The sequence below is a fragment of the Serratia sp. (in: enterobacteria) genome (genome assembly GCF_051654945.1).
GTDB lineage: Bacteria > Pseudomonadota > Gammaproteobacteria > Enterobacterales > Enterobacteriaceae > Chania.
The window spans coordinates 447,016-470,041 of sequence record NZ_JBOFZA010000072.1; the positions used below are offsets into that span (position 1 = coordinate 447,016).

The 23,026-nt window shown below is 52.9% G+C and carries 24 protein-coding genes and 3 tRNA genes; 11 read left to right on the forward strand and 16 right to left on the reverse strand.

Annotation, left to right across the window (positions count from 1 at the left end; all coding sequences use genetic code 11):
• The first annotated feature begins 4 nt into the window (after positions 1–4).
• From ACRDCA_RS12685 to ACRDCA_RS12695, 3 genes are all read left to right on the forward strand, one after another.
• Positions 5–1,129, forward strand: coding sequence for a RecT family recombinase (locus ACRDCA_RS12685; protein WP_438689829.1), 1,125 nt, complete (start codon positions 5–7; stop codon positions 1,127–1,129).
• A gap of 65 nt (positions 1,130–1,194) precedes the next feature.
• Entirely contained in the window at positions 1,195–1,422 is a 228-nt protein-coding gene (locus tag ACRDCA_RS12690; RefSeq protein WP_438689830.1) for a DUF4224 domain-containing protein, read from the forward strand.
• Between the two features lie 7 nt (positions 1,423–1,429).
• Positions 1,430–2,440, forward strand: coding sequence for a tyrosine-type recombinase/integrase (locus tag ACRDCA_RS12695; RefSeq protein WP_438689831.1), 1,011 nt, complete (start codon positions 1,430–1,432; stop codon positions 2,438–2,440).
• 136 nt (positions 2,441–2,576) lie between these two features.
• Here ACRDCA_RS12695 and ACRDCA_RS12700 read toward each other — a convergent pair.
• The 6 genes from ACRDCA_RS12700 to uvrY all read right to left on the reverse strand — a co-directional run bounded on the left by ACRDCA_RS12700 (position 2,577) and on the right by uvrY (position 6,107).
• Positions 2,577–2,662 (reverse strand) — tRNA-Leu (locus ACRDCA_RS12700).
• Positions 2,663–2,672: 10 nt separating this feature from the next.
• A tRNA-Cys gene (locus ACRDCA_RS12705) sits at positions 2,673–2,746 on the reverse strand.
• Positions 2,747–2,800: 54 nt separating this feature from the next.
• Positions 2,801–2,876: transfer RNA gene (locus ACRDCA_RS12710), tRNA-Gly, on the reverse strand.
• Between the two features lie 144 nt (positions 2,877–3,020).
• Entirely contained in the window at positions 3,021–3,569 is a 549-nt protein-coding gene (gene pgsA, locus ACRDCA_RS12715) for a CDP-diacylglycerol--glycerol-3-phosphate 3-phosphatidyltransferase (protein WP_024528495.1), read from the reverse strand.
• 56 nt (positions 3,570–3,625) lie between these two features.
• A complete protein-coding gene (gene uvrC / locus ACRDCA_RS12720) occupies positions 3,626–5,458 on the reverse strand; it encodes an excinuclease ABC subunit UvrC (protein WP_438689832.1) in 1,833 nt (610 codons plus the stop codon).
• Positions 5,451–6,107: a UvrY/SirA/GacA family response regulator transcription factor gene (gene uvrY / locus ACRDCA_RS12725; RefSeq protein WP_438689833.1), complete on the reverse strand. Its 657-nt coding sequence runs from the start codon at positions 6,105–6,107 to the stop codon at positions 5,451–5,453. The genes uvrC and uvrY overlap by 8 nt, the downstream gene beginning before the upstream one ends.
• Positions 6,108–6,895: 788 nt before the next feature.
• Between uvrY and ACRDCA_RS12730 the strand changes: the two genes are divergently transcribed.
• Positions 6,896–7,120, forward strand: coding sequence for a DUF2594 family protein (locus ACRDCA_RS12730; protein ID WP_438689834.1), 225 nt, complete (start codon positions 6,896–6,898; stop codon positions 7,118–7,120).
• A 387-nt stretch (positions 7,121–7,507) separates the two neighbouring features.
• Here the strand turns inward: ACRDCA_RS12730 and ACRDCA_RS12735 are convergent, their stop codons facing one another.
• Positions 7,508–7,936: a universal stress protein gene (locus tag ACRDCA_RS12735; protein ID WP_438689835.1), complete on the reverse strand. Its 429-nt coding sequence runs from the start codon at positions 7,934–7,936 to the stop codon at positions 7,508–7,510.
• A 616-nt stretch (positions 7,937–8,552) separates the two neighbouring features.
• On the opposite strand from ACRDCA_RS12735, the gene cycA reads away from it, so the two are divergent.
• Positions 8,553–9,953, forward strand: coding sequence for a D-serine/D-alanine/glycine transporter (gene cycA, locus ACRDCA_RS12740; RefSeq protein ID WP_438689836.1), 1,401 nt, complete (start codon positions 8,553–8,555; stop codon positions 9,951–9,953).
• 40 nt (positions 9,954–9,993) lie between these two features.
• Here cycA and ACRDCA_RS12745 read toward each other — a convergent pair whose 3' ends face one another.
• Entirely contained in the window at positions 9,994–10,908 is a 915-nt protein-coding gene (locus ACRDCA_RS12745) for a DMT family transporter (RefSeq protein WP_438689837.1), read from the reverse strand.
• A 147-nt stretch (positions 10,909–11,055) separates the two neighbouring features.
• Entirely contained in the window at positions 11,056–11,229 is a 174-nt protein-coding gene (locus tag ACRDCA_RS12750; RefSeq protein WP_198530689.1) for a hypothetical protein, read from the reverse strand.
• Positions 11,230–11,615: 386 nt separating this feature from the next.
• Between ACRDCA_RS12750 and ACRDCA_RS12755 the strand changes: the two genes are divergently transcribed.
• Positions 11,616–11,930 carry a hypothetical protein gene (locus ACRDCA_RS12755; protein WP_438689838.1) on the forward strand — a complete coding sequence of 105 codons (315 nt, stop codon included), beginning with the start codon at positions 11,616–11,618 and terminating at the stop codon, positions 11,928–11,930.
• A gap of 102 nt (positions 11,931–12,032) precedes the next feature.
• Here the strand turns inward: ACRDCA_RS12755 and ACRDCA_RS12760 are convergent, their stop codons facing one another.
• Complete coding sequence (locus ACRDCA_RS12760) at positions 12,033–12,266, reverse strand: hypothetical protein (protein WP_438689839.1); 234 nt, start codon at positions 12,264–12,266, stop codon at positions 12,033–12,035.
• A gap of 500 nt (positions 12,267–12,766) precedes the next feature.
• Here ACRDCA_RS12760 and ACRDCA_RS12765 point away from each other — a divergent pair, with 500 nt between their 5' ends.
• From ACRDCA_RS12765 to ACRDCA_RS12775, 3 genes are read left to right on the forward strand one after another with little or no spacing between them, the layout of a single operon-like run.
• Positions 12,767–13,177 (forward strand): GNAT family N-acetyltransferase, encoded by a 411-nt coding sequence (locus tag ACRDCA_RS12765; RefSeq protein WP_025121419.1) that lies wholly within the window; start codon positions 12,767–12,769, stop codon positions 13,175–13,177.
• Between the two features lie 24 nt (positions 13,178–13,201).
• Complete coding sequence (locus ACRDCA_RS12770; protein WP_438689840.1) at positions 13,202–13,891, forward strand: helix-turn-helix transcriptional regulator; 690 nt, start codon at positions 13,202–13,204, stop codon at positions 13,889–13,891.
• An 18-nt stretch (positions 13,892–13,909) separates the two neighbouring features.
• Positions 13,910–15,199 carry a cytosine permease gene (locus ACRDCA_RS12775; protein WP_438689841.1) on the forward strand — a complete coding sequence of 430 codons (1,290 nt, stop codon included), beginning with the start codon at positions 13,910–13,912 and terminating at the stop codon, positions 15,197–15,199.
• A 61-nt stretch (positions 15,200–15,260) separates the two neighbouring features.
• Here ACRDCA_RS12775 and cobT read toward each other — a convergent pair whose 3' ends face one another.
• From cobT to cbiB, 6 genes are all read right to left on the reverse strand, one after another.
• Positions 15,261–16,319, reverse strand: coding sequence for a nicotinate-nucleotide--dimethylbenzimidazole phosphoribosyltransferase (cobT, locus tag ACRDCA_RS12780; protein WP_438689842.1), 1,059 nt, complete (start codon positions 16,317–16,319; stop codon positions 15,261–15,263).
• A 4-nt stretch (positions 16,320–16,323) separates the two neighbouring features.
• On the reverse strand, positions 16,324–16,941 hold the full coding sequence (locus tag ACRDCA_RS12785) for an adenosylcobalamin/alpha-ribazole phosphatase (RefSeq protein WP_438689843.1): 618 nt from the start codon (positions 16,939–16,941) through the stop codon (positions 16,324–16,326).
• A gap of 9 nt (positions 16,942–16,950) precedes the next feature.
• Entirely contained in the window at positions 16,951–17,697 is a 747-nt protein-coding gene (gene cobS / locus ACRDCA_RS12790) for an adenosylcobinamide-GDP ribazoletransferase (protein WP_438689844.1), read from the reverse strand.
• The gene (cobU, locus tag ACRDCA_RS12795) at positions 17,694–18,236 is read right to left on the reverse strand and encodes a bifunctional adenosylcobinamide kinase/adenosylcobinamide-phosphate guanylyltransferase (RefSeq protein ID WP_438689845.1); all 543 of its coding nucleotides are present in this window, start codon (positions 18,234–18,236) and stop codon (positions 17,694–17,696) included. The genes cobS and cobU overlap by 4 nt, the downstream gene beginning before the upstream one ends.
• On the reverse strand, positions 18,233–19,774 hold the full coding sequence (locus ACRDCA_RS12800; RefSeq protein ID WP_438689846.1) for a cobyric acid synthase: 1,542 nt from the start codon (positions 19,772–19,774) through the stop codon (positions 18,233–18,235). Before ACRDCA_RS12800 ends, cobU begins: the two co-directional genes overlap by 4 nt.
• 102 nt (positions 19,775–19,876) lie before the next feature.
• Positions 19,877–20,833 (reverse strand): adenosylcobinamide-phosphate synthase CbiB, encoded by a 957-nt coding sequence (cbiB, locus tag ACRDCA_RS12805; protein ID WP_438689847.1) that lies wholly within the window; start codon positions 20,831–20,833, stop codon positions 19,877–19,879.
• Positions 20,834–21,064: 231 nt separating this feature from the next.
• On the opposite strand from cbiB, the gene cobD reads away from it, so the two are divergent.
• Together cobD and ACRDCA_RS12815 are read left to right on the forward strand one after the other, a co-directional pair.
• On the forward strand, positions 21,065–22,138 hold the full coding sequence (cobD, locus tag ACRDCA_RS12810; protein ID WP_438689848.1) for a threonine-phosphate decarboxylase CobD: 1,074 nt from the start codon (positions 21,065–21,067) through the stop codon (positions 22,136–22,138).
• Complete coding sequence (locus ACRDCA_RS12815; RefSeq protein WP_438689849.1) at positions 22,131–22,991, forward strand: GHMP family kinase ATP-binding protein; 861 nt, start codon at positions 22,131–22,133, stop codon at positions 22,989–22,991. The genes cobD and ACRDCA_RS12815 overlap by 8 nt, the downstream gene beginning before the upstream one ends.
• The last annotated feature ends 35 nt before the right edge of the window (positions 22,992–23,026 follow it).

Consider the following 23,026-nt stretch of genomic DNA (forward strand, 5'->3'; position numbering starts at 1 on the left):
ATAAATGGAAAATACAAGCTTACCTGTAGAAAATGGCGCATCTTTTGCTACATCTATTAGCATGATTTTTAATGGTCAAATGTTAGATCAATTAACTGTCTTTGCTAATTTGATGGCTGATTCTACTATTACAATCCCGACGCATCTTGCCGGTAGACCTGCGGATTGTATGGCTGTCATCATGCAGGCCATGCAATGGGGCATGAATCCTTATTCTGTTGCACAAAAAACCTATGTAGTGAATGGTGTTTTAGGATATGAGGCTCAGCTCGTAAATGCAGTGATCACCAGCTCTGATGCCATTAAGGGAAGGTTTCATTATGAATATGGCGGTGGGGACTGGTCTAAATGTGCTCGTACTGCGGAAGTAATCGAAAAGAAAATGGGAAAAACTGGTGCGTATAATGTAACAAAGCGCGTTCGCGCATGGAATGATGCGGATGAAGAAGGATTATTTATCCGTGTTGGCGCAATCATCAAAGGTGAACATGAAATTACATGGGGGGAACCTATTCATTTATCATCTGTAGCTATACGCAATTCCCCGCTATGGGTAACAAATCCAAAACAACAAATGGCATATTTGGCGGTTAAATATTGGGCGCGCTTATATGCTTCAGCAGTTATTTTAGGGGTATACACGCCTGATGAATTAGAGCAAAGGGTTGAGCGGGAAATTAACCCGCAAAACTCTTCAATGCGTGTTAGCGCCAGTAAATTAGCCAGTAACCCCCCAGTAGCTAAACAGGAAATTAAACCATCAGCAGCTAACAAAGAGGATAAACCATCAGTAGATAATAGTTGCATCGCTACGGATATCAGGACAGCAATCGAGACTGTGAGCAACTTAGAGCAGGCATCAGCGATCCGTAAACAAGTTGAAGAATTAAAACAAAAACTTGGTATTACTGATTATACCGAACTGAAAAATAAAGCCGTTAGGCGTTACCGTCAGTTTGAAAAAGCAATGGATATAAATTCCAAGATAGAAGCCTGTAAAACCCCGGATGATTTCGCAGCATTGGAAGGTTTAATTCAGCGCTCTGAACCTGGACGCGATCTAAGCGCCGATGATTTAGAACGCTTCCAGATTATGTTAGAAGATATGCGCCCGGAGTTTGTAAGCTGATTCCTATAAATCAAAATCATACCGGCTAACATATTAAAATGTAGCCGGTTGCGTAGGGTAAGACTATGAAAACAGATCATGACATTTTAACCCATGATGATTTGGTAGAGTTAACCGGTTGTCATTTTAAAGCGCAACAATGCCTATGGTTGAACAAGGCGGGGATCTGGTATGGCGAACGCCGGGACGGCTCGCCCGCTACAACCTGGTTCCATATTGCCAATCCTATCGCATTGCGCCAACCTGATCAGCAACACGCAGAACGCGATACACCCAATTTTAGCTCATTGTGAGATCGTTATGGTTGGAAAGAGAAAAAACCCGAAAGACAATGCTTTACCGTCCCGCGTTTATCGTGGTAAATCGCAATATGAATTCCACCCGCCTAGCGGCGGGTCTATAAATCTTTGCCCCTTAGACACTCCCATGCCCATTCTTTGGGCTAAATTTTCTGAAATAAACAACAAAAAACCTGCTTATGTAACGTTTAGTTCCAGGGTAGAAACATTTTTTTTATCCGCTGATTTTTGCAATCTTGGCGTTGAAACACAAAAAGATTACAGAAAATATTCAAAAAAAATTCTTCATGCTTTTGGAAAAATGGATCCTGATAGCATTCAACCAAAACACATACGCCAGTATATGGACAAGCGCGGCGCATCTGCACCAACACAAGCAAACAGAGAAAAAAGTTTTATGTCACGTGTGTTTAGATGGCTCTATGAGCGTGGATTGGTGAAGATTAACCCCACGATAGGTATCAAACAATTTAAAGAAGAAGCACGGGATCGTTACATAACTGATGTTGAATATGATGCTCTTTATTCTGTATCGCCATTGATAGTTCAATGCGCGATGGAACTGGCTTATCTCTGTTGCGCCCGGCAGGCTGACATTCTCGCGTTAACAAAATCACAGCTTGTTGATGATGGAATTTTCATTAGGCAAGGTAAGACGGGTAAAAAGCAGATCAAGCGATGGTCAGAACGCTTACGCGCGGCCATAGCGCTAGCTGGAACGCTACCAATCGTTGACGGCATGGCAGCTATCTATGTTTTGCATCAACCGCGTGGGCAGCGGTATACAAGGGACGGATTCAATAGCCGATGGTCTAAAGCCAAGCAGTTAGCACAAGCAAAATTTCCAGAGTTGGATTTTAATTTTACGTTTCACGATCTCAAGGCAAAAGGCATTTCAGATTTGGAAGGATCGTTGCAGGATAAGCAGAAAATTTCCGGCCACAAAAACAGCTCACAGACTGCCAGATATGATCGAAAAACTGAGATTGTGCCGGTAGTTGGCGGGCAATAATTTTGATTAAAAAATAATCAGGCGGGAAATGATGTTAGGAAAGATGTTAGGAAAGAGGATTTCAAGCATAAAAAAACCGCCTTTCGGCGGTTTAGTTTATTCTGGTACTTTGTTGATTTTATTAGGTTTTATTCCCTGGTACCCGGGGCGGGACTTGAACCCGCACAGCCATAAGCCGAGGGATTTTAAATCCCTTGTGTCTACCGATTTCACCACCCGGGCTCGGGAAAATTGGAGGCGCGTTCCGGAGTCGAACCGGACTAGACGGATTTGCAATCCGCTACATAACCGCTTTGTTAACGCGCCTTAATTCTGTTGCCTTCTCAGGCTAAAGCTCGCAATCGCCAGCTTTACTAAATTTGGAGCGGGAAACGAGACTCGAACTCGCGACCCCGACCTTGGCAAGGTCGTGCTCTACCAACTGAGCTATTCCCGCATCAATCAGAACTTGCTGATTTTTTTCAATCTTTTTGCAACTCATCGCTGCCGTCCGATGCGATGCATTCTACTTATCTGGCGTGATGAGTCAATAAAATTGTTGTCTCATCAGGTTCGTTTGCCGATTTTTACATCGCTTCGATCAAGGTTCCAGCAAATCACGGCGTGCAGCGTTCAAATATTGGAACATTGACCAGAAAGTCAGCACGGCAGCGATGTACAGCAGGCCGAACGACAGATACTCCACCGTACGCTCTGGACGCCACAGCAAGCCAACCAAAGACATCATCTGCGCCATGGTTTTCACTTTGCCAATCCACGACACCGCCACGCTGCTGCGCTTGCCGATTTCCGCCATCCATTCGCGCAGCGAAGAGATGATGATCTCGCGAGCGATCATGGTTGCGGCAGGCAACGTGATCCACCAGGTGTGGTAATGCTCCGCCACCAGCACCAGAGCCACCGCCACCATCACCTTATCGGCAACCGGGTCGAGGAACGCGCCAAAGCGGGTCGTCTGCTTCCAACGGCGGGCCAAAAAGCCGTCAAACCAATCGGTTACAGCAGCAAACACAAAAATGACCGCACAGAGCATCGGTGCCCAGACGAACGGCAGATAAAATGCCAGAACGAAGAATGGGATCAGAACTACGCGGAACAGGGTAAGCCAAGTCGGTATATTCAATTGCATAATGCTGGTAACTATCTGGCTGGAGTGGAAATTAAGAGTATGTTGCTACATTGCCCTCAGTGTTTCAATGCATTGTAGATCTTTTCTGCCAATGCTTGTGAAATACCCGGCACTTTTGCAATTTCCTCTACGCTGGCGTTCAATAATGGTTGAAGTCCACCCATATACTTCAACAGCACCTGACGCCGTTTTGGCCCAACGCCGTCGATCAGTTCCAAGGCGCTGGTGTTTTTCACTTTCGCCCGTTTCTGACGATGGCCGGCGATCGCATGGTTGTGTGAGTCATCACGAATATGCTGGATCACGTGCAATGCCGGCGAGTCCGAAGGCAGTGAAATCCCCTCCCCCTCTGGCACGAAGAACAACGTCTCCAGGCCGGCTTTGCGATCGGTTCCTTTCGCGATGCCAATCAGCAACGGTTTGTGCTTGTCCCAGGTGACGTTCAACGAATTGAACACGTCGATCGCCATACCCAGTTGACCCTTACCCCCATCAATAAAGATGACGTCCGGGATTTTGCTTTCTTCCAATGCTTTACCATAGCGCCGTTTCAGCACTTGCGCCATGGCGGCATAGTCATCGCCCGGCGTGATACCGGTAATATTGTAGCGCCGATACTCCGAGCGCAACGGGCCGTTGCCGTCGAACACCACGCAGGAAGCAACCGTCTGCTCACCCATCGTGTGGCTGATATCGAAGCATTCCATCCGGTTAATTTCGGGCAGATTCAGCGTCTTGGCCAGTTCTGCCAACCGCTGATGGATGGTCGATTGTTGAGAAAGCTTGGTAACCAGCGCCGTAGAGGCATTGGTCCGCGCCAGTTTCAGATAGCGGGCACGATCGCCACGCGGCTTGCTCTGAATCTGGATCTTGCGGCCCGCCAGTTCGCTTAGCGAGCTAGCCAGCAGATCTTTTTCCGGTAACGTAAAGTCCAGCAAGATCTCCGATGGTAAAGTGCGCGCCTGGCTGCCTTGCAGGTAGAACTGACCTACGAAGGTTTGCACCACTTCACTCAGTTCTGTGCCACCCGGCACTTTCGGGAAGTAGCTGCGGCTGCCTAACACCTTGCCCTGGCGAATAAATAGCACGTGTACGCAAGCCATGCCCGCATCGAAGGCCACGCCGATCACGTCGAGATCGTCGCTGTCGCCCGAGACAAACTGCTTCTCCGTTACCCGCCGTACCGCCTGGATCTGATCGCGGATACGTGCCGCCTCTTCAAAATTAAGCAACTTGCTGGCGTTTTCCATCCGCGCAATCAGTTGGTGCAACACCTGCTGATCCTTGCCGGATAAAAACAGCCGCACATAGTCCACTTGCTGGCGATAGTCTTCCTCACTCACCAAACCGGCAACACATGGCCCCAGACAACGACCAATCTGATACTGCAGGCAAGGACGGGAGCGATTACGGTAAACGCTATTATCACACTGACGCACGGGGAACAACTTTTGCAGTAGCGCTAGCGTTTCACGCACGGCGTAAGAATTGGGGAATGGGCCAAAGTATTCACCTTTGGCATGCTTGGCACCACGGTGCACCGTCAGCCGTGGATGGCTATCGGCACTTAAAAAGATCAGCGGATAGGATTTATCATCGCGCAACAGAACATTATATCGTGGCTGATACAGCTTGATATAATTATGCTCCAGCAATAACGCCTCGGTTTCCGTATGTGTAACGGTAACATCTATTTGCGCGATATTTTTGACTAGCGTTTCCGTCTTGCGGCTACTGACCTGGGTGCGAAAATAGCTCGCGAGACGTTTTTTCAGATCCTTGGCTTTGCCAACGTAGATCACCGTCCCTGTCAGATCATACATACGGTAAACGCCAGGCTGGCTGGTGACGGTTTTAAGAAATGCTTGAGCATCAAAACGATCATTCACTGCTTAACAATGTCTCCGCGTTGAACAACCCGTGTCTGATCGCCAAGTGGGTCAATTCAACATCCCCGCTAATATTCAGCTTGGTGAACATACGATAACGATAACTATTCACCGTTTTAGGGCTGAGATTCAGCTGCTCCGAGATCTCATTCACTTTCTTCCCTTTAGTGATCATCAACATAATTTGTAGCTCACGCTCAGACAAGGTGCTGAACGGGTTTTCCGCCTGCGGCTCCAACTGGCTTAATGCCATTTGCTGTGCGATGTCGGAAGCGATGTAACGCTGGCCTGCATGTACCGAGCGAATCGCGTTAATCACCTCTTGCGGTGCAGCGCCTTTGCTCAGATAGCCAGCCGCACCAGCCTGCATCACCTTGGCAGGCAACGGGTTCTCAGTATGAATGGTCAACATGATGACCTTGATATCGGGCGTGTAACGCACAATCTTACGGGTGGCTTCCAGCCCCCCAATACCCGGCATATTCATATCCATCAAAACGATATCAGCAGAGTTGCCGCGGCACCATTTGACGGCATCTTCGCCGCATTGTGCTTCGCCAACAACTTTAATGCCTTTGATATCTTCCAGAATGCGTCGTATCCCTGCGCGCACCAGTTCGTGGTCATCAACAAGAAGAACGCTAATCAAGGAAAATTCTCCAAAATAGGGGAGTAACGCAATCAATCAGCCTCTGTCATCGAAACAGATATTACTTGGTTTCCAGCAAAGAATGAATACAGATTAATACTTACTCTCGGTTAACTCGGGCCAGCGTTGCAGAACCCTGCTCCACCATGGTTACGATTAACCCACTGGTTAGCGGATAAAAAACCATCAAACCTATTAGGCTCAATACAATACCACTATGATACGCCATTTTGCGCCATCTGGCGGGAAAATTAATCGCCATTTCCTGTAAACCAGATAATAACTACGCGGCCAATTATCACTCGTAACCATATGAATTACAAAAATATAACAAACTTACGCCATTTTTAATCACGAACAAACCGCTGTAGGGAAACCCTTATTCAGAATACATAACCATTGTTGACGGCGAAAAGGGTGACATTTCCAATCAAAATAACGCACTTAAATGTCAATAGCTTGCAGAGAAAATAGTTATTCACAGCGTCGAATTAAGCCAGTAATACGTTTTATAAGTCCCAATGCTCTTGGGCACATATCCCATCGCTAACTATAAATGAGTATGCGAAGGAATTACACCACCAGTGGCAAAAAATGCCCTTTCTTCCCCCCCTTACCGGCTGGAAGCCCCTGCCAACCGGCCTCACACGATACCATCCGCCAATGCTATGCTATACTCCGCGCCCTAAATGAGGCTCGGGAGCCTGCCGGGGGTGGGTCGGCAACCGGTAGTTGAGCATCAAACCACATTTCATTTCAGGCTAACGCCTTAAAAATCAGGAGATAAAATGAGTAACGTTGACTTCACTACGTCTGCAAACCCGGAAGCGCTGGCCACCGAAGTTGCCTGCCTTAAAGCGACTTTGACGCTGATATTAAAGGCAATTGGCCAAGCCGATGCCGGTAAAGTGATCATTAATCTGGAGCGTTTTGCCGCTCAGGTCGATGATCAGGATCAGGCTGAAATTTTCAAGAACAGCATTCAGCAGATCAAGCACGCCTACCGTCAATAGTCCGGGTGCTATCAGGCCGCCCATCTGGGGTCTGATAGCGATTTGGCGATAACCGTAAAGTAACACATGCCTAGCCCTTAAATGATAAGTTTCGTAAAAGAATGCTACAGTCATTGCCTAAATCAACATTCCCTCGCAGTTAATTTCTCACCAATGAATAAACAACAATAGGATTACTCCCATTTAAACATTAATAATATTGTGGGATTTTTATTACCCCAATATTGTTCATTTCCCGAATAAATAACCCTGCCTGGCCTGGATTTACTGACAAGTAGCCACCCGTTGTGCAGGTATCGATAGATACCTGCAATCTGTCAGCGTTTTTATTTGGGGTAATCGGCCCGCAGGGCACGGGCCGGGTTTGACTGAAACGTTAACGCCCCTTTATCTGACAACCATCACCGAAATTTTGGCGTGGCGGACAATGGCGGCCGCATTCGAGCCGAGCAGGTAGGTTTTGACGCTTGGACGGCGGGAACCGATCACGATCAGGTCGGCTTCGATCTCCTCGGCAAGTTGCAGCACCTCGTCGCGTGGTGAACCGAAGCTGATGGTATAAGAAAGACGTTCCAACGGCAGGTCGATCGCCGCCATGATCTTCTTCAGCCCCTCGATGGCTTTCACTTCTGCCTGGTTTTCAAACTCTTTGATGCCAAACGAATAGGCGGTCACAAACGCCGAAGCATCCGGCAAGGCATGGAAGAAATGCACCTTGGCCCCGGACATCTTGGCCAGATACACCACGTGTTCGAGTGCATGTTCAGTCAATACGTCTTCTGCGATATCTACCGGTACTAAAATGGTCTTGTACATATTCCATCCCTTCTGTGGTTACCGTGATGAGCATAGCTTACCGCTTGCCACCAGGAGCGAGAACCAGTTTATGATGCTTTTGTGATCGGCCGATGCTCACGCTGGTTTCCCCAGCTGTTGCTCAACCAATGATTTTTACTTTTGTGATTTGAACCGCAAAACCGGCGAAATGTGCGCGTTACCCCCGGCAATCCTCTGCCAAGCCGCGCCAGCCGCTGCCATAAACTGATTAGAACTCAACTGCTCCAGGCGTCATGCCGATTATCTTCCCCTACCCCCCAGACAGGCGTCAGGATTAGTTTACTCGCACTTTAGCATTAGTTTTTCTCATGCGAATTTTATAAGCCCCTGTTTAATCAATAAGATAACGCCTACCGCCACTGTTCATTTGCCCCGGTAAAGAGTAATCTTCCGCCCCCTGAACGTCCGATTTGCCTCCCCTGAGTAAAGAATAATCGGCTTTAATCCCACCCAATTATGTTGTAAATATGTTGCACAAAGGTGGTGATATTGAGTTACCTTAACTTTTGTCGGAAAAACCGGCCCATACAGATAAAAAAGAGCCATATCAGAGCTCGCCATTCCACTCATGACAGGTAAAACAGGACAGCAAACGATGGTAGATCATTCTAAAATAGCAGTGGACGCCGCGCCCGGATCAGAAGATCACCTAAGGCGAAACCTCTCAAACCGACATATCCAGCTGATCGCTATCGGCGGTGCCATTGGTACAGGTTTGTTTATGGGTTCCGGTAAGACCATCAGTCTGGCCGGGCCTTCCATCATCTTCGTCTACATGATCATCGGCTTTATGCTGTTCTTCGTGATGCGTGCGATGGGCGAGCTGCTGCTCTCAAACTTGCAGTACAAATCCTTCAGCGACTTTGCCGCCGATCTGCTCGGCCCTTGGGCAGGGTTCTTCACCGGTTGGACTTACTGGTTCTGCTGGGTGGTCACCGGCATTGCCGACGTGGTGGCCATCACCGCCTATGCACAGTTCTGGTTCCCCGATCTGTCCCAATGGATTGCTTCACTGCTGTGCGTGCTGCTGTTGCTCAGCCTGAACCTGGCAACGGTGAAAATGTTCGGTGAGATGGAATTCTGGTTTGCGATGATCAAAATCGTCGCAATTGTCGGCCTGATCATCGCCGGTCTGGTGATGGTGGCAATGCACTTTGAATCCCCAACCGGCAGCGTAGCCTCCTTCTCCCATTTATGGAATGACGGCGGCATGTTCCCGAAAGGTATCAGCGGCTTCTTTGCCGGCTTCCAGATTGCGGTGTTTGCCTTTGTCGGCATCGAACTGGTGGGGACTACCGCCGCAGAAACCAAAGATCCAGAAAAAGTGCTGCCGCGCGCCATCAACTCCATCCCAATCCGCATCATCATGTTCTACGTCTTTGCGCTGATCGTGATCATGTCCGTCACGCCGTGGAGTTCGGTGGTGGCCGATAAGAGCCCGTTCGTAGAACTGTTCGTGCTGATCGGTCTGCCAGCGGCAGCCAGCGTGATCAACTTCGTGGTGCTGACCTCTGCCGCCTCTTCAGCCAACAGCGGCGTGTTCTCCACCAGCCGTATGCTGTTCGGGCTGGCGCAGGAAGGTGATGCACCTAAATCCTTTGCCAACCTGTCCAAACGTGCGGTACCGGCGAACGGTCTGACCTTCTCCTGTATCTGTCTGCTGGGCGGCGTGGTGCTGATCTACCTGATCCCGAACGTGATGACCGTATTCACGCTGGTGACCACCGTGTCGGCCATTCTGTTCATGTTCGTCTGGACCATTATTCTGTGCTCATACCTGGTCTACCGTAAGCAACGCCCGGCGCTACACCAGAAATCGATCTACAAGATGCCTGCCGGTAAGTTGATGTGCTGGGTATGTATGGCGTTCTTCGTGTTTGTGCTGGTGTTGTTGACGCTGCGCGAAGATACACGGCAGGCGCTGGTCGTCACGCCGCTGTGGTTTATCATTCTGGGGATCGGTTATCAATTTGTCCGCCGTAAAAAGGCAGCCTAACCGGATTATTGCAACGCCGCGTAGCAACGCGGCGTTTTTTTCACGTCAATTCTGCTGGCTTTGGTTTACGCCGGATACGTATTTCACTGACAATCACCCCCAGCACAATCAATCCCGCACCCATCAAGGCCAACCCTGGCAAACGTTCACCGGCAATACGGCCGACAATCCCCGCCCATACCGGCTCACCGGCATAAATGACCGTTGCACGAGTCGGCGAAACGCTGCGCTGTGCCCAGTTCATCGTCAGTTGGATCACCGCACTGGCGAGCCCCAGCCCTATCGCGCTGTACAGCAGATAGTGGGAAAATGCCGGCACTGACTCCCCGGTAGGGACCATCATCACAAACGATAACAGCGATGCCGTCGCAAGCTGTACGATGGTCACCCGCCGCACGTTGACCTTGCCCGCAAACGCGCCGATCAAAATCACCTCGATGGCGATAGCCAACGCACTGACCAGGGTCAGGAACTCACCACCGCTGAATGCCAGGCTGGAACTGTCCGGCCCACTCAACAGCATCAGCCCGATAAAGGCCAGTAAAATGCCAATCCAGGACATAATCCCCGGCATGCGGCCCAGCACCAGCCACTGCAATAACGGCACAATCGGCACGTACATGGCGGTAATAAACGCCGACTGGCTGCTGGTAATGGTTTGCAACCCCATGGTTTGCAGGCCGTAGCCAACCATGATCGAGGTGCCGATAAACACTCCGGCCTTGATTTCGTACCATGTCATCCCCCGCAGTGAACGCAGGGAAAACAGCACCAGCGCCAGCGTCGCGGTACCAAACCGCAGCCCGACAAAAAAGAATGGCCCGCTGACCAACATCGCCTGATGCACGGCCAAAAAGGTGCCGCCCCAGATCATGGTGATCAGGACCAACACGGCTTCCTGGGGTTTGATTTTCAAAAACAGCGTGGGGATAGCGTTTTTCTTGACCGTTGACACTGACTTGCCCTTCCTGCTGGGTGCACTAGATTGCACAATTTCTACCAGTATGGGGGTAAAGGTCAGCAAACGGCAACAGTATGCCGGTCCGATGGTAGGAAACGCCACCCGATGCCAAGGGGTGGCAGCCAATCTCCCTGAACCTTGTTAGTCTTCCTGCGCAGGCACTTCCGGCAGTTTTTCCAACGGGGGTTGAATTCCCTCAGAAATATAATCCCTGGCGGCCAAGGTTCGTTCGTTGCCCATGGCATCCTCCACCACCACATGTTTGATAGCGCCATCAGAAAGTATCACTCGCTTAATGCCACGTTCAGGTTCCATATCTCCTCCCTGTGTTGATATTTGCTCCTCAAGTTTAGCCTGTATGACGCCCGATAGGTTACGCTCTGAGCGTTTATCTGGATGCCATTCGCATTATTTATCCCTCCCCGGCTAACAGAACTCCCTGCAGCATCCCCTCCGTATGGGCAGCCAACAAACCATCACCATCAGTGATATATAGCAATTAAATCATCCGTCATCCCTATCTTGTTTGCGGCCCCCTGGCAGGGTTAAAATGCCGCTCAACCTACCGCTCATCCGCTGAACGTCCGGTCGATTCATGCTGTGTCCGCCCGGCTGCCTACCAAAGCCAGGCGTTCAATTTTTTGCGTATTGCAAAGGGAAATAAGTCAGTGTCTAAAGATTTTGATGAACTAATAAGAGACATGGATCTTATTATTGAAAATGTAGACAGTTTCAAGGCTATGGCCCCACGCATGCCGCCACCGGCGGTAGAAGCGGCGCCAACAGCCCACGCCTACGATTCATTCTGCGAAAATATTGCGCTGAAAGTGGTGTTGAAAGTTCTGTTGTCATCGGTAGACAAGATCGTCAAGGTACAGATCGCCAATCGGGTTGAGCAAGAGATCGCTCAGATCGAACAGCAGGTGGTGTTAGCCGGCGGTGGCCCAGTCGCGCCCGAAGACTTGGCACAAATGACCCACTATGTACGCCGTACCGTTCACGATTTACTCAACTGAGCGGTGCTAGAAAAACGGTTCCGCAGCGGACACGGGGGATTTACGATCTGATGGGGGGTTTTGCGGGGATCGGCGCCAGGCACCGGAAGATCAACTCTCCTCTCAGGCGTACTCCAGGCGTTTCGGCAGCAAGCCCGGCGTTTGGAGTTTCGTCACCTTGACGGCTTTCGCCGGATCGCCCGCCACAAACTCCAGCGTAGGCGAGTAGTAAAAAGGCAACCACGCGTCGAAACTGTCTTCCCACTCCCATTTCACCGGGCAGGGCCACAGAATATCTTCGTGCAGAATGTAGTAGATCCACCTCCCATGCGGGCGGCGCGGCTTAAGTGTTTTCATAATGCCATCAATACTTGCTCACCTGTTGCGAACTGGCCGCGAATTCGGTCGTTCCGCCATAATACCCCAGTGGAGCCACTTGAGGCGAGGAACACCAGCAAACGCGGTGATTAACAGGTAATTATACGATATCGGCGCGGATTGTGCGGTAAAGCAGCGGGATCCAACCCGCTGCTTTGCGCAGGTCATGACTACGAGGTGATGATAAGTCTTACTACATATTCTGTGAGGCATAATGCTGTTGGCAAGTTAGCTTGCTCTAGTCATTACCCTCTGCCCTAAAGGGCGTTCCCTGGTGAAGCACAATATTTTCTTTTCGATATACTCTTGAGAAAGGTCAACAATTCCCGTCTCTCGGCACAACATACCCATTTTTCGCCACCAGGGAAACAGGTGAAAAACACCCTTGTAATCAATGACAATAAATGTTAACTAAAGCTAATCAATACAACTACCTTTATGACAGTTTGAATTATTAGCATGAAAAGGAACGATTAGCCATGAAGATTAACGTTACGGATACCCCTAATCCGCAGGACGAAGAGTTCGTGATAGACAGCCTCTGGGCGCATAATCACCAGTATGATGCGGTAGATATTCATCCGTTATTCCTGACCGTCACCGATGATGATGGGCAGATTGTCGCCGGATTAGTTGCCAGAACCTGGTGGGGGGGATTAGAAGTACAGTATCTCTGGGTCGGTGACGAGTATCGCAAAAAAGGCTATGGTCGTGACCTGATGCTGCAAGCGGAACAGGAAGCCGTGAAGCGCGGTTGCCATATGGCCTATGTCGATACCTTCAGTTTCCAGGCGCAGGCATTTTACGAAAAGCTGGGGTACCAACCTTATGGCAATTTAGCCGGCTATGCGCATCGCCATACCCGTATCTATTTAGCAAAAAACATCTGATCGCGCTGAGGCTAAGAGGTTCACATGGATTCATTTTGGCAGAGCAATGAATTATATTTAAAAGGCCTCATCACCATGATGGGGCATTTAAATGAGCCTTGGGGCATTAAAGATTTATCCTCACGCCATATTTATATGAACAAGGCGGCCTACCTTTATACCAATACGCCTCTCGATTTCGATATCGCGGGCAAGCTGGATGCCGAATTCCCTGCCGATTGGGCGGAATTTTCGCCTGATTTTCAGGAGCACGATCGTAAAACCGAAGGGACACGGGATCGCGTCGCGGTTATCGAAACCCACTTCTGGTACGGCAGCGACAGCCTGGTCCCTTATGTCAGCGAAAAACTGCCTATTTATAACGACAAGGAAGAACTGGTCGGCACCATGTGGAACGCCCGCCCGCTGGACAGTCTTTCACCGCTAAAATATATCAACCAGCAAAAACCCAGCGTCCTGACGACCGAGGTCAGCATCCAGACCTTTACCCAATCGGAGCTGGATATCATCTTTTTGATGCTGCAACGCTACACCAACAAAGAGATTGCCAGGTTATATAACGTCACTAATAAAACCATAGAAAACCGGATCTACAACATCTACCAAAAAGCCGATGTGCATACGCTCCAACAGTTCGAGGAGTACTGCAAACTGGTGCATTTGGACAGCTACATTCCAGTACGCCTGATTGAAAAAGGCATCCAATTTATTTAAGAATAACGAGAGATTATCGTGATTAAAATTGAAGACTACCCACTGAGCCGGGTACCACAGGATAAGCGGGTATCCTTTCTCAGCGTCGCCATCGTGCATATGGGTATGCTAACGGCCCTGGATCAGTTTATGTTGGGGGCCGTGCTGGGCAACTCAATGACACTGAGCGATGCCTTTATCGCCATCTTTATCGGCAGCCTGATCTTTGGGGTAGTCACCTTCGGGCTGGGCCTGGCGGGGATGCGCGAAGGGATTTCCGGCAGCCTGCTGGCCCGCTGGTGTGGCTTTGGCCGTATAGGTTCCGTGCTTATCGGCCTGGTGGTGGCCGTGAGTCTGTTAGGCTGGTTTGGCATTCAGAACGCCATCTTTGCCAAGTCGCTTAACTTTGCCTTGGGCGATCGCCTGGGTTTCCCATTGGCAGCCTCACTGTCGGGCCTGTTTTTGACGGTGTTGGTCGCTTTCGGTTTTAAAGCGCTGCGCATCACCGCACGTATCGCGGTGCCACTGTTTATCCTGCTGGTGTTCTTTATTTCCTATAACGTGCTGTCAGGTCAGAAACTGCATGAGGCCATTCTGCTGGCCCCGATGGGGGATGCGATGACCATCAGTGCAGGCATCACCATCGTGGTCGGCGGTGCCATCGTTGCCAGCCTGATGACCCCAGACCTGACCCGCTACTCTAAAAACAAGCGCCACGTGTTTGGCATTACGCTGTTGACCATTATTGCCGGTGAATTCGTGGTTAACGGCCTGGCCATTTTTATCGCCAAAACGCTCGGTACCGCAGACGTGGTGACGATCATGGCCCAGAGCGCAGGCGGTATCGGTTTGCTGGTCGTGGTGTTCTCTACCTTGCGCGTTAACGACCTGAATCTCTATTCGTCATCGTTGGGGGTGGTCAATGCGGTTGAAGGCATTACCGGCAAAAAGCTGAAATATACCGCGACCACAGTGGTTATCGGTTTGTTGGGCACTCTGCTTTCGGTATTGGGTATTCTGGATCGGTTCGTGGATTTCCTGACCATTCTGGGTGTGGTATTCCCGCCAATCCTCGGCGTGATGCTGGTGGATTATTTCGTGCTGCGCAGCCACCGCGATGCGTTGGACGCCAGCCGGCAGCTTGGGCAACTACCGCAGCAAACTCCACTGATCGGCTGGGCGGCGATAATCGCCAGCATTGTCGGCAGCGTGATCGGTCTGGTTACCGAATGGGGTGTACCAACCATTAACTCACTGCTGGCGGCCAGCGTGATTTACTGGCTGTTCAAACGCCTGTTTAACCGGGCAACCAGCTTGCAAACCGCGTAATTCATAAGCATCAACGGGCGCAGTTCATTCACATGCTGCGCCCATTAAGCTAGTCAGCAGGTTAGGTCGCGCTGCCTGGGATCACGATATTACTGTCCGCCAGCGATCCCATCTGGCTATACATCACGCAGGCCGCATCCACGATATGCATGGCGATGGCGGCACCGCTGCCCTCCCCCAGTCGCATATCCAGGTGCAGATAAGGCGCTAATTGCAGATGCTCAAGTGCCGCAGCCGCGCCCTTCTCCGCAGAGAAATGAGACGGCAGCAGATAATCGCGAGCCTGTGGCGCGATGCCGCAGACCGCCAGCGCAGAAGCATAAGACAGGAAACCGTCGAGGATCACCGGCAAACCGGCTGCCGCAGCCCCCAACATCACCCCAGCCATTCCCACCAGATCGTAGCCGCCGAGCTTAGCCAATACGTCCAGCGCATCTTCGGTATCCGGCTGGTTGACCTCAATGGCCCGACGCACCACTTCCACCTTGTGATGCAAACGATCGCTGGGCAAATTGGCGCCAATGCCGACAACCTCTTGCGGCTCGCGGCCGGTAAACACGCTGACTAACGCTGCCGCTGGCGTGGTATTGGCCATCCCCAGCTCCCCAACGCCAAACAGTTTAACGCCAAGCGCCGCCTGTTCCAGCGTCAGCTGAGCCGTGGCTAACAGCAACTCCTCCGCCTGCTGGCGAGTCATTGCCGCCCCGCGAGCAATGTTGCCGCTGCCCCGCGCTACTTTCATGTTGATCAGGCCCGGCAGTGGGTCGCTGTCGATACCGACATCCACCAGCTTCACTTCAGCACCGGCATTGGCCGCCAACACGCAGACGCCGGTATTGCCTTTCACCATATTCAACGCCTGGATCATCGTCACTTCACGCGGCGACACCGCTACGCCTTCGTCATAAACGCCGTGATCGGCCATCATGACGATAACCTGCTTGCGGCTGGCATCCATGCCGCTGAACCCGCGCATCCCGGCTAACTGCGTCGCCAACTGCTCCAGACGGCCAAGGCTGCCCGGTGGCTTCAGCAAGCCATCAATCCTGGCCGCAGCCTGTTGCATGGCGGCCGCGTCCAACGGCTTAATCAGGTCGATTAACGATGACAGTGTTTGCATAACTTTATTCTCTGGTGGCAGGCTGCCAATGAGCCTGGCTGTTAAATACTTTTAGCGTGACAAAGCCCTGGTTGATATCCAGCACGCTGTAGGCGCCCTGGGTAAACGGGAAGTGCCACATTCCGGCGGCGGGCAACTGTAGCAACCCGGCCAGCAGCAGGCTCAGGGAGCCTTGATGCGCCACCAGCAGACGATCGCCATCGCTCTGTTCGGCCAGCAAGCGTTCGGCCTGCTGGCTAATTCGCTGTGAAAACAGCGGAAAAGACTCCCCGGCTGGCGGGCATGCCTGTTGCCAATCCGCCACCCAATCGGCCCAGGCCGCCGTATCCTGCTGCTGTAAATCCTGGTGATGGCGCATTTCCCAGTCGCCAAAATTCATTTCGTTAAAGCCGCCGTCCGGCTGGATCGCCAGTTCCCGTTGCCCAAGCACGATCTCGGCAGTATGCCGGGCACGTAACAATTCACTGCTGATCGCCTGGGTAAAAGACACCTCGGCCAGCCAAAGTGCCACCTGCCGTGCCTGCTGCTCACCTTGCTCGGTCAACGGTAAGTCGGTCATGCCACAAAATACGCCCTGCCGATTCGCCGCCGTTTGCCCGTGTCTTACCAAAAATAGCCGCATCACGCTCACTCACAGCAGTGCCAATAAGAAGACCAGTTCGGCAATTTCTATCGCCGCGCCCAAGGTGTCACCGGTTTGCCCGCCCAAACGACGGCGCAGATAGGTTCGCAGTATCAGCAGGGCGATCAGCGCACAGCCCAGGGCAAACACCCCCTGGCCATGCACCAGCAAGACGACCAATACCGCCCCCAGCGCCAGAGTGAACAGCGTTTGCCCACCGCTAATTTTGCCGATATACAGATTGCCCAGCCCGTTACCTTCGCGGGCATAGGGCTGGCGGTACATCATCACGGTTACTAGACTCCGGCAAGCCACTCCCGCTGCTACCAGCGTGGCCAGCATAGGTACACCGCGCAGCGCCAGTTCGCTGATCACCAGCACTTTCGCCACCACGATAAAAATCAGCGCCAGCCCGCCATTGGTACCAAGACGGCTGTCGCGCATGATCTCCAGCATTTTTTCCCGGCTGCGGGCCGAGAATACGCCGTCACAGGTATCTGCCAAGCCATCGAGGTGGAAGGCTCCTGTCACCAGCGCCAGCGCCAGCAGATAGCCCAACGCCGCCAGCGGCACCCCACACCAGGGTGCCAACAGGGTAAACACCGCACCACCGATCGCGCCAACAATCAGGCCAATCAAGGGGAAGCCGACGATGCCTCGCTGGTAATTATCCATCGCCAACCCCTGCGTCCAACTGGCGGGCAGCGGGATACGCGTCATCAATTGCAGGGTGGCCCAAAACAGTCGCAAACTCATTTAATCTTCACCTCAATACCTGAAATGACCAACAACACCGATTCGGCAGCGGCAGCCAAACGCTGGTTAACGCGCCCGGCAATATCACGGAAGTGTCGTGCCAAACGGTTTTCCGGCACGATGCCCATTCCCAACTCGTTGGTGACCAGATAGATCGTTGCCGGGCTGCGGGCGCAGGCGGCCAGCAGCTCATCGATTTGCCGTTGGATCGCCGTTTCTACCGTGGCGAAGTCGATGGTTTCCACCGGCGTTGCCCCGGTCAATTCAAACATCAGGTTGGCGATCAGCGTAGTAATGCACTCCAGGATAACCGCCTCTCCCGCCGCCTGTTGGTCGATCACGCTAGCCAACTGCTGGCTTCCTTCCCAGGTACGCCAGTGCGCAGGCCTGGCCTGACGATGCAGCCTGATCCGCTCAGCCATTTCCTCATCGGTCACCTCCGAAGTGGCAATATACAACACCCGGTCACTGACGCTGGCCGCCAGCCTTTCTGCCAGCGAACTTTTGCCGCTGCGTGCCCCGCCGGTGATCAGGATCATCGGGCCACCGCCTGCTGGTGTTCGGTCATCAAGCGGTAAATTTGTTCCATATCAATATGTTCCCGCATTTTATCGGCCAGGATATCAAACTGTTGCTGCTTGTAATCGGCATAGTCGAAAGCCGGGCCATCGTAAACGGGCAGCCCTTTACGCTGGCGCAGCCCGTTGAGTAACGAACGGCAAAAAGGCGCGCTGTCGAATAAGCCATGAATGTAGCTACCCAACACGTTACCGGCAGCGTTCACCGCCCCATCAAAGGCGCTGTCCGGCTGGCCGTTGCGTAGGGACAGGCGGGCAAACGGTATTGCCTCCGGCCCTAGCTGAGTGGTCCCCATATGGATTTCATAACCAACCACGTCCTGCTCGCCACAGTCAGACCAAACGCCGGGCAGTGTTGGCTGGCATTGTGCGGTTACCTGCGTAGTGACTTTTTGCGGCGCGAACCGGGTTGTGACATCCAGCAATCCCAGGCCCGCCATCTGATCCACACCGGATTCCACACCATCGACTATATGCTTACCCAGCATCTGATAGCCGCCGCAAATGCCCACGATAGATACTCCGGCCCGGTGCTGATCCTGCAACGCCGCCGCCAGCCCGCTTTGTTGCAACCATTGCAGATCGCTCAGGGTATTTTTGCTTCCCGGCAGGATGACCAGATCGGCACCGGCCAGCGCCGCCGGATGCGTGACATAGCGCAGCCCCACGTCCGGCTGGGCAGCCAACGCATTAAAATCGGTGAAGTTTGACATATAGGGCAGTTGCAACACCGCGATATCCAGTTCAGCGCGGCTACCTGTTGGGGCATATTTGCCATTTTGCAGCGCCACACCGTCTTCATCTTCCAGATCGATATTCAGCCAGGGCATCACGCCCAATATCGGCACACCGGTCAGGGCTTCGATCTGCTCCAGCCCCGAATACAGCAAGGCAATATCACCGCGGAATTTGTTGATGATCACCCCTTTCACCCGCGCTTTCTCTTCAGGTTCCAACAGGGCCAGCGTGCCGTAAATGGCGGCAAACACCCCGCCGCGATCGATATCGGCCACCAGCAGCACCGGCGCATCGGCGATCGCTGCCATACCCATATTGACGATGTCACGATCGCGCAGGTTGATTTCCGCCGGGCTTCCTGCCCCTTCCAGCACCATGATGTCGTAACCGCTGGCCAGGCTGTGGTACACCTCGCTGATTTGTTGCTGCAACTGCGGTTTGTACTCGTGATAGCTGACCGCGTCCATATTGCAGGCCACTTTGCCCATCAGCACCACCTGCGCCTTGCAGTCGCTGGTGGGTTTCAGCAGTATCGGATTCATCCGCACATCGGGGGCGATGCCTGCGGCCTCGGCCTGAAAAATCTGCGCCCGGCCCATCTCTTCACCACGGGCGGTAATACCAGAGTTGAGCGCCATATTCTGCGACTTGAACGGCGCACAGCGATAACCATCCTGCATGAAAATCCGGCACAGGCCGGCAACCAGCACGCTTTTACCCACATCGGATGCCGTTCCTTGCACCATGACACACCGTTTCATCACATTTCTCCGCGTCGCGCTTGAGTCGCGCAAAAAGCTGTTGTTCCATCTTGCACAGCGAATTTCACCAACCAGGTGTTTCGATAATCCATGCGGTCTCCGTCAAGCGCCCAACCATAGCAGGCGCAACAAGGCAAAAAGCAGCAACGCCAGCCAGGAGGCAGTCATCATCAGGCGCGTGCTGTGGGGAATATCTGCCAAGGTAATCTCCCGGTTCGCCTCACCGATCCACGGTTTTTCCACCCGCTGCCCGAAGTAGTCGTTGGGGCCGCCCAGACGCACACCCAGCGCCCCGGCTACCGTAGCTTCCGGCCAGGCGCAGTTGGGGCTGGTATGCTGATAGCGATCGCGCCAGCCAATACGTAACGCCAGACGGTAGTCCAAACCGTTCAGCCAGGCCGCACAGCTCAGCAGTAGCCAACTGAGCCGAGCCGGTAACCCGTTGGCGAAGTCATCCATCCGCGCTGATACATAGCCGATAGCACGGTATTTCGGCGTTTTATAACCTACCATCGAGTCAAGGGTATTGACCGCTTTATAGGCCATAGCCAGCGGTGCTCCGCCGAGCAGCAGGAAGAACAGCGGCGCAATCACGCCATCCACGCTGTTTTCCGCAACGGTCTCCACCACCGCCCGGGTGATTTGCGGCTCTTCCAGTTGCGATGTGTCCCGCCCGACAATCCACGACAGCTTATGGCGACTCTGCGCGAGATCGGCACTTTGCAGCGCGTGATAAACCTCCATCGCCGCCTGTTCCAGGCAGCGCCCAGCGAGCAAAGTGTAGATCAGCCAAACTTCCGCCAGCCACCCCAACCACGGATGAATATGCCCCATCAGCGTTAAAAAGCCCCAACTTACCAGCCAGACCAGCCCGACGACGGCCAGCCACAGCACCCCGCCGCCAAGTTTGAGCGCCCGCTCGCTGTGACAGATCCGGCGGATCGCGCGTTGCAGCACCGTGATCAGGTTGCCGATCCAGCGCACCGGATGCGGCCAGTGCGGCGGATCACCTAACAGACTGTCGAGTAGAAAAGCCACGAACCAGGCTAGCAGCGTCATAGCGCGCACCTGGCGGTCGGCAATAGGGTATCGTGGGTAACCGTGGACAAGCTGTCTATTGATTGCATAAAAATTAAGGTTAATGACATCGTTCAGTGGTGCAACATACAGCGTGACCAATTGGAGAACAAGGGATTAGATCCTGGTAATGGCCGAATAACGCTGATTACCAGCCACTCGCTCAGGGATGTTATCCTGCTGGCAAAGTAGGTTCAGAGGAATAGCAAAACCGTGAGTGAACATGGTGGTAACGTACTGGAAATGGCGTTGAAAACCGGCCTGGATCCGGCCGAGATTATTGATTTCAGCGCCAATATCAATCCATTGGGCATGCCTGCCAGCCTGAAGGCGGCAATTATCGAGCAACTGACCAGCGCCGAATGCTATCCCGATGTCGAATACCGGCGTCTGCATGCGTCATTGGCACGGGCTCATCAATGCCCAGCGGAAAATATCATGGCGGGTAACGGGGCCACCGAACTGATTTACGCTATTGTCCAGCGCCTACGCCCCCGTACGGCGCTGCTTCTTACCCCGGGATTTGCCGAGTATCGCCGGGCGTTGCAGCGGATTGACTGCCAGATTGATGACTATCCGTTGGATGAAGCCGGCGGCTTTCAACCCGATGAGCGTCTGTTGCAGGTGCTGGCCGAACGCCAGCCAGACTGCCTGTTCCTGGCCACCCCCAACAACCCCACCGGACTGATGCCAGACCCCGCGCTGTTACAGGCCATTTTAGCCTGCTGCCGCCAGCACGACATTGCGTTGATCGTTGATGAAGCCTTTATCGATTTTCTGCCGGCTGCACCGGGGCTGATCCCGCAAATGGCGGAGTATTCCCGGCTGTATATCCTGCGCTCTTTGACCAAATTCTTCGCCATTCCCGGACTGCGGCTCGGCTATCTGGTCAGCAGCGATCGCGCGGCTTTGCAGCAGATGAAACAGCTGCGCGAACCCTGGACCATCAATGCCTACGCCGCGCTGGCGGGTGAAGTGATCCTCGAGGATCACGGCTATATCCAGCAAACCCATCAATGGTTGGCGGCACAACGTTCGTGGCTGTTTGACGCACTGAGCGCCCTGCCGCATTTACGCATCTGGCCCGGGGCAGCGAACTATATTTTGCTACGCTGCCTGCGGCCCGGCGTCGATCTACAGCAGGCGTTATTGCTGCACCGCATCCTGATCCGCCACTGTGCCAACTATCCTGGCCTTTCCGCCGACTATTACCGGGTGGCGATAAAGAGCGAAGAAGCTAACCGCAAACTGATCGCCGCGCTACAACAGGTGTTGGTGGATGGCTGAGGCGAGATGCCCCGCGTCCTGCGGTGAATTGATCCAGGGGTGGATCCTGGGTGGTGAAAAGCTGGTGTCCTGCCCGGTCAACTGGTTTAGCCACGTCAACGTTAGCGACGGAATGCCAAGCAAGCATGAGCGCCCGCTGATGCGCCAGATGCTGGTCAATGTGCTGCAACATCTTGGCATTGCCGCCGAGGCAGCCAAGGGGCTGCGCATCGATTTTGACTCCAGCATTCCGCTGGCGAAAGGCATGGCCAGCAGCACCGCCGATATTGCCGCCACCGCCCAGGCCACGGCGCGCCATTTCGGCGTTTCTCTGGACGAAAACACGTTGGCCACGCTCTGCGTAAAGCTGGAACCTACCGACAGCACGCTGTTTCGCCAATTGACGTTATTCGATCATCAGACGGCGGCCACCCAACGCCCCAACGAATGGTTACCCAACATTGATATCCTGCTGTTGGAAAGCCCACAACGTCTGAATACCGCCGATTACCACCGCCGCGATCGTCGCCAAAGCCTGTTGGAGCAGGCCGCCACCCTGTCCCAATCCTGGGCGCTATTTTCTCAGGCAATGCAGGATCGCGACCATCACAAGCTGGGCGAAGCCACCACGCTCAGCGCCTGCGCCAACCAGCAACTGTTACCTAAACCCAGGTTTGACGAGCTACTGACGATCGTCAGACACAGCGGGATTTATGGCCTTAACGTGGCGCACAGCGGCAGCGTTGTCGGGCTGCTGTTTGACGCCGGTCGGCACGATGTCGAGCAGCTTTGCTGGCTGCTGCAACAGCGGCGTATTACCGACGATTACCCGCAACAGCATCGCCTGCAGTTGATCCACGGCGGCGTACGTTAATTGTAGGGACCCCTTTCGCCCATGCGTAACAGCTG